Source organism: Mycobacterium colombiense, from assembly GCF_003284975.1.
GTDB lineage: Bacteria > Actinomycetota > Actinomycetes > Mycobacteriales > Mycobacteriaceae > Mycobacterium > Mycobacterium europaeum_A.
In genome coordinates, this window is sequence record NZ_QMEU01000165.1 from 1 (window position 1) to 6,897 (window position 6,897).

The window sequence follows — 6,897 nt, forward strand, 5'->3', positions numbered from 1 at the left end:
GGCTGCGGCCGCCCCAGGCGCGGGTGCTGCTGATCGCCGCGTTGGCCGCGCGGCTACCCGCGGCCGACATCCTCGCTCGATGGGGCTGACACCGCTCTGACTTCGGAGGTCTGCAGCGCGCCGACGTAATCGGGCCAATCCAGGGAATCGACCGGGTTCGCGCGCACCAGGTCGCCGCCATCTGCGGGGAACGTGCGGGCCGGGCCGGGTCCGGAGGTGCGGGTTTCGAACCGCGCGGTGACCACGCCGTGGCCGGCGCCCTGCACCCAGCCGTGCCCGAGGTCGCGGTGGGCCACGTCGTCGCCGACCCGCCACCCGGCATCGTCGGGGCCGGGGGCGAACATGGCCTCGGTCGCGGTTTCCACCGACGGCGAATCATGTTGCGGCTCAGGCACTTCCAAGTCAGGGAACAGCGATTCCTGCCGCACGTCGCTCAGCCCCGAAAAGCCCACGCCGAGCAGGCGAATGGGCCCGATCTCGCGCGGATCCAGCAGCAGCCGGCGGGCCAGACCGAGCAGCGCGGCGACCTCGGTGGTGGCGTACGGCAGCGTCGCCGACCGCGTCAGCGTGCTCATGTCGGATTTCTTCAACTTGACCGTGACGGTGCGCGCGCCGCGACCATCGCGCAGCAGGCGCTGATGGGCGTGCTCGGCGATCGGCTCGATGGCCTCGCGCAACTGCTCCAGGCTGGTCAGGTCGACGGCGAAGGTCGATTCGGAGCTGATCTGCTTGGCCTCGGCGCGCTCGGCGACCGGGCGGTCGTCGATGCCGCGGGCCAGCCGGTGCAGCGCCGGCCCGATCGTGGCGCCCAGGATGTTGGCCGCCTCAGCCTCGGTCAGCGCGGCCAGCTCGCCGATGGTCTCGATGCCGAGGCGATGCAACCGCTCCTCGGCGACCGGGCCGATCCCCCACAGCCGGCGCACCGGCAGCCCGCCCAGCAGCAGGCGTTCCTCGGCGCGGCGCACCACCCGGACCCCGTCGGGCTTGGCCAGTCCGGAGGCGATCTTGGCGATCTGCTTGCCCGACCCGGCGCCCACCGAGGCGATCAGCCCGGTGTGGTCGCGGACCCTTCGGCGCAGGTCCTCGCAGAACGCCTCGACGTCCTCGGCGGACGCCCCGGCGAGCTGGGCGGGTTCGCCGAACCCCTCGTCGAAGGACGACTGCTCGACCACGGGCACCACGGCGCGGATCGTGTCGAACACCCGGCGGCTGGCCAGCCCGTAGACCACGCCGCGCGGCGGCAGCACCACCGCGCCGACGCCGACCAGCCGGCGGGCCTGGTGCATGGGCATGGCCGAGCGCGCCCCGAACACGCGCGCCTCGTAGCTGGCCCCCGCCACCACGCCGCGCCCGCCCACACCGCCGACCAGCACGGGGCGCCCGCGCAGCGTCGGGCGGGTGAGTTGCTCGACGGAGGCGAAGAACGCATCCATGTCCAGGTGCAGCACCCACCGCGACTCCACCCGATCGATGCTATTGCCCCCACGACGGGCCAGGTGAACTACCGTTTTGTCATGACCACCGAGTCCGGCGCTGCGGCCGTTCCGCACCGGGACGCGTCGCCCTCGACGCGATGGGCGCGGCTGCGCCACCAATGGAACGAGCGCCTGCAGCCCGGGGAGCAGGCCACCGTGCTGGCCTGGGCCTCGTTCACCCTCACCTTCGCCGGCCTGCGCGGTCTCACCCACTGGATCCGGGCCGGGCATGGACCCTCCGGTGGTGGAGTGTCGTTGGGCGGCAAGCACTTTCACCACTACAACATCGGCATCGGCATGCTGGCGACGGTGGCCGGCGTGGGGCTGCGGGGTAGCGACAAGCAACGCCAGCACCCCGCGGCGGCGGTGGCGTACGGCGCGGCCAACGCGATGATCGTCGACGAGCTGGCGCTGCTGTTGGACCTCAAGGACGTCTATTGGGCCTCGGATGGTCGCAAGAGCGTCGACGTGGCGGTCGGCGTGATCGCCACCGGGGCGACGGTCGCCGTTGGCATGCCGTTCTGGCCGCACGCCCACCGCGCGCTGCGATCTCGCTGACCCTCGCTACGCCTTGGCGATGCGCACCCGCACGCCGTCGCCGATCTCGGCGCCGTCGGCCGGGTCGCCGAATTCGAAGCTGGTGGCCAGGATCTCACCCGCGATGAGGTCGCGGTAGGTGCGCGCCCAGTCGGCCCGCTCGTCCGGCACCGCCATCACCACCGAAATCCGGTCGGACACATCCAGACCCGTCGACTTGCGCAACTCCTGCAATTCGCGGATCCGGTCCTTGGCCCAGCCTTCGGCCTCGAGCTCGGGGGTCACCGTGCCGTCCAAAACCACCAGGCCCGCGCCGTCGGGCAGGGCCGCGGTGAATTCCGGGTCGGCGGCGACCAGTCGTGAGCTGTATTCCCCGGGTTGCAGCACAGCGGGACCCGCGGTCAGGGTGCCGTCGGGATTGACCACCCCCTCGCCCGCCTTGACCGCCTTGATGGCGGCCTGCACGTCCTTGCCGAGCCGGGGCCCGGCCACCCGCGCGTTGACGGTGAGCTCGAAGCGGCCGTAGGTGTCGATCGCGTCGGTCAGCTCGACCTTCTTGACGTTGAGTTCGTCGGCGATGAGGTCGACGAACGGCTCCAGCCGCTGCGGATCCGCCACGGCCACCGTGAGTTTCGGCAACGGCAACCGCACCCGCAGTTTCTTGGCCTTACGCAGCGAGGACGCGGCCGAGCAGACGTCGCGGACCTGATCCATCGCGGCGACCAGGTCGGGGTCGGCGGGCACATCGCCGGCCTGCGGCCAATCGGTCAGGTGCACCGACCGCTGCGAAGTCAGGCCGCGCCAGACGATCTCGGTGACCGAGGGCAGCAGCGGCGCGGCCAGCCGCGCGGTCACCTCCAGCACGGTGTGCAGGGTGTCGATGGCGTCGGCATCCTCTTCCCAGAACCGCGAACGCGACCGCCGCACATACCAGTTCGTCAGCGCCTCGGTGAACTGGCGCAGCTGCTCGCAGGCCCGTGAGATGTCACAGGTGTCCATCTCATGCGTCAGGTCGTCGCGCAGCTCGGCGAGCTTGGCCAGGATGTAGCGGTCCAGCACCTGCGTCGAATCGGTGCGCCAGGTACCGACTTTGGGCGCGTAGAGGGCCAGGAAGCTGTAGGCGTTCCAGAACGGCAGCAGCACCTGGCGCACGCCCTCGCGGATGCCCTGTTCGGTCACGATGAGATTGCCGCCGCGCAGGATCGGCGAGGCCATCAGGAACCAGCGCATGGCGTCGGAGCCGTCGCGGTCGAACACCTCGGACACGTCGGGATAGTTCCGCAGCGACTTGCTCATCTTCTGGCCGTCGGAGCCCAGCACGATGCCATGTGCCACACAGGTTTTGAAGGCCGGCCGGTCGAAGAGCGCGGTGGCCAGCACGTGCAGGGTGTAGAACCAGCCGCGGGTCTGCCCGATGTACTCGACGATGAAGTCACCCGGGTAGTGGCCGTCGAACCAGTCGCGATTCTCGAACGGGTAGTGCACCTGGGCATAGGGCATCGAACCCGAGTCGAACCACACGTCGAGCACGTCGGGGATGCGCCGCATCGTGCTGGCCCCGGTCGGATCGTCGGGGTTGGGCCGGGTCAGCTCGTCGATGAACGGCCGGTGCAGATTGGTGGGCCGCACCCCGAAGTCGCGTTCGAGTTCGTCGAGGCTGCCGTAGACGTCGATCCTCGGGTAGGCGGGGTCGTCGGACTTCCACACCGGAATCGGGGTGCCCCAGTAGCGGTTTCGCGAGATCGACCAGTCGCGGGCGCCCTGCAGCCACTTGCCGAACTGGCCGTCCTTGACATGCTCGGGATACCAGGTGATCTGCTGGTTGAGCTCGACCATGCGGTCCCGGAATTCGGTGACCGCGACGAACCACGACGACACCGCCCGGTAGATCAGCGGATTGCGGCATCGCCAGCAGTGCGGGTAGGGGTGCTCGTAGGTTTCGTGACGCAGCAGCACCGCCCCGTTGGCCGCCGCCGGGCCGCTGCCGTTCTTCAGGTCGCGGATGATGTGCGGGTTGGCGTCAAAGACGTGCTGCCCCTGGTAATCCGGGACGGTGCCGTCGAACCGTCCCTTGGAGTCGACCGGCGTGACCGGGACGATGCCGACCTTGTCGGTGGTGGCCATGTCGTCCTCGCCGTAGGCCGGCGCCATGTGCACGATGCCGGTGCCGTCCTCGGTGGTGACGAACTCGCCGGGCAGCACCACAAATGCCTTGTTGGTGTCCATAAAGTACGGGAACGGCGGCAGGTACCGCGTGCCGAGCAGGTCGGCGCCGACATAGGTGGCCAGGACCTCGAGCTCGTCCCCCAGCTCGCGGGCGTAGGCGGCCAGCCGCGGTTGCGCGAGCACGAAACGCCTGCCCTCCGAACGGACTTCGACGTAGGTCACGTCGGGATTGACGGCGACGGCGAGGTTGGAGGGCAGCGTCCACGGCGTCGTCGTCCACACCAGCAGATGTGCCCCGTCCAGCGGGCCGCCGACCACCTTGAAACCCACCGTCAGGGCCGGGTCCTGGCGGCTCTGGTACACGTCGTCGTCCATCCGCAGCTCGTGGTTGGACAGCGGGGTTTCGTCGCGCCAGCAGTAGGGCAACACCCGGTAGCCCTCGTAGGCCAGGCCCTTGTCCCAGAGTTGTTTGAACGCCCAGATCACCGACTCCATGTAGGGCAGATCCAGCGTCTTGTAGTCGTTGTCGAAGTCGACCCAGCGCGCCTGGCGGGTGACGTAGGCCTGCCATTCGTCGGTGTAGCGCAGCACCGAGGCGCGGCAGGCGTCGTTGAACGCCGCGATGCCCATGTCGTCGATCTGCGATTTGTCGGTGATCCCGAGCTGGCGCTCGACCTCGAGTTCGGCGGGCAGCCCGTGGGTGTCCCAGCCGAAGCGGCGCTCCACTTTGTAGCCGCGCATGGTGCGGTACCGCGGCACGATGTCCTTGACGTAGCCGGTGAGCAGGTGACCGTAGTGCGGCAGCCCGTTGGCGAACGGCGGCCCGTCGTAGAACACGTATTCCGGTGCGTCGTCGCGGCGGGCGATGCTGGCCCGGAAGGTGTTGTCGCGGGCCCAGTAGTCGAGCACCTCGAGCTCGAGCGCCGGGAAGTCGGGCGCTCCTGGCTTCGGGTAGGCCTGAACCTCAGCGTTGTCGGTCACGATGCGCGTTGTCTCCTGTGCCACGGTGCAAACCGGGGACGACGACGCGCTGGCTGCGCGAGCGCCGCGGTACCACCCCGCTTGCCGCGCTTTCGCGTGGCCACTCGATGACGGCTGTGACGGGCCTACCCGTTCGGTTCTACTGGGCCACGAGGGCTGTTCTTCCGAAGGCTCCCCGGTGATGGCCGGATCGATGCCAGTAAGACGATTCTACGAAGACCCGCAAATCCGGGTGCACTCCAAGGGGTCGCCAAGGCGCAGAACTACGTCTGCGACCAGGCGACCCCTTGGAGCCCGAGTTGCTCGACGTCCATCGGAGTTCGGCTTCAGGCCCGGACTTCTAGGACGCCGACGCGCCACAGTGCGGCGTACACGTGACGCAGCGGCACGCTCAGCAGCCGAGCGGCGCCGTCCACCAGCGGGTCGCTACCGGCGCCGAACGGCGGGGTGTCGGCGCGGCGGCGGACCTTGGCCACGGGGGCCTGCGCGAGGGCGGGAGCGGTGTCGGTGTCGCGCACCACGGTCAGCGTGCGGGCGGGCGCTACGGTCACCACTTCGTCGTAGAAAGCTACGGTCATCATCGCCTCCTAGAGGGGAGATCCAACGGGGATTGATTGGACTGACGTGTCCCGCCCCGTGTCGGTTCCGATCTCGAGAACGCTTGGCCGATAACCACTTAGCGTTGCGACGACTCAGCCGAGAAGGTCGCGCCGGAGACCGGGTGGGGACGAAACACAGTTCGGACTTCGATCCGGACTATCGCTAGAACGCATCTGTCCCTCACCTCCTCGCGGTCACGACGCACGCGCGGTTCGCGTGCGATCTATGCGCAGCAAAGGAGCGAAATCCGACGACCGCCGGAGTTCCGCACCCCTCTCGTCAGAGCTTCGGCACCACACGACGTGTCCTGGCCTGGAAAAACAATCCGAGCCGGAAGCCACCTGGGCTCAACCCTTAAGCCGGGAGGAGCTGTCCTGACCCGGGGCGTCTTTCGACGTTCGGGGTCAGTGGCCTGTATTCGTGTAGACGCCTCACCTAACGAGGTGCATACCCGACCGATAATGCACGACGGGTATGACGCGGTCAAATCCCTGGATGGCGTGTCGGGGATTCTGTGCGGATTCCTGCGGCGGGCACACAGCATCCGGTCAGGTTTACGACCCTGACCTGGACGAACAACCCGGATCAGGTGTCGACCAGGCCCTCGAGCCGGCCGATCGTGTCGATGAACTCCTCGACCATGTCGAGCACCACCGAGCGCGTCGGGCGGACCCGGTCAAGCGAGCCCACCACCTGCCCGACGAAGTAGGTGGCCAGCTCACGGGCCTTGGCGCCCGCCTGCGCGGCGGCGGAGTTGATGCGCACCTGCGGCTCGGTGACCAGCGCGGTCTGCAGCGGCATGCCCAGGGGGTCAGGGTTTTCCGGCCGCTCCCACTCATCGGTCCAGGCGGTGCGCAGCATTCGCGCCGGCTTGCCCGTCATCGAGCGCGACCGGACGGTGTCCGACGAGCTGGCGGCCAGGAACTTCTCCTTGACCACGGGCACGGTCTCGGCCTCCTCGGTGGTCAGCCACACCGAGCCGCACCACACGCCCTCCGCGCCCAGGGCCAGCGCGGCCGCGATCTGGCGACCGCGGGCAATCCCGCCGGCGGCCAGGACGGGCACCGGCGCCACCGCATCGACGACCTCGGGGACCAGGACCATGGTCGCCACCTCGCCGGTATGACCGCCGGCCTCG

General features: G+C 69.1%; 5 protein-coding genes and 1 riboswitch. Of the genes, 1 reads left to right on the forward strand and 4 read right to left on the reverse strand.

Features of this window, described 5'->3' with window-relative positions:
* Nucleotides 1-53 precede the first annotated feature (53 nt).
* Entirely contained in the window at nt 54-1,448 is a 1,395-nt protein-coding gene (locus DQP58_RS25415) for a DNA polymerase IV (protein ID WP_165827955.1), read from the reverse strand.
* 66 nt (nt 1,449-1,514) lie between these two features.
* Here DQP58_RS25415 and DQP58_RS25420 point away from each other — a divergent pair, with 66 nt between their 5' ends.
* On the forward strand, nt 1,515-2,033 hold the full coding sequence (locus DQP58_RS25420; protein WP_205869543.1) for a hypothetical protein: 519 nt from the start codon (nt 1,515-1,517) through the stop codon (nt 2,031-2,033).
* Between the two features lie 6 nt (nt 2,034-2,039).
* On the opposite strand, the gene ileS is transcribed toward DQP58_RS25420, so the two are convergent.
* The 3 genes from ileS to DQP58_RS25435 all read right to left on the reverse strand — a co-directional run.
* Entirely contained in the window at nt 2,040-5,159 is a 3,120-nt protein-coding gene (ileS, locus tag DQP58_RS25425; RefSeq protein ID WP_112710846.1) for an isoleucine--tRNA ligase, read from the reverse strand.
* A 326-nt stretch (nt 5,160-5,485) separates the two neighbouring features.
* Nucleotides 5,486-5,737, reverse strand: coding sequence for an Rv1535 family protein (locus DQP58_RS25430; protein WP_112710847.1), 252 nt, complete (start codon nt 5,735-5,737; stop codon nt 5,486-5,488).
* Between the two features lie 286 nt (nt 5,738-6,023).
* A riboswitch (M-box (ykoK) riboswitch) is annotated at nt 6,024-6,209 on the reverse strand.
* A gap of 135 nt (nt 6,210-6,344) precedes the next feature.
* A partial coding sequence (locus DQP58_RS25435; RefSeq protein ID WP_205869544.1) for an NAD(P)H-dependent flavin oxidoreductase occupies nt 6,345-6,897 on the reverse strand: 553 nt, incomplete at its 5' end.

Bases quoted from the DNA above. Each gene is read 5' to 3' on its own strand.
- DQP58_RS25420 (WP_205869543.1), top strand. From the start codon at position 1,515: ATGACCACCGAGTCCGGCGCTGCGGCCGTTCCGCACCGGGACGCGTCG.
- DQP58_RS25430 (WP_112710847.1), bottom strand. From the start codon at position 5,737: ATGACCGTAGCTTTCTACGACGAAGTGGTGACCGTAGCGCCCGCCCGC.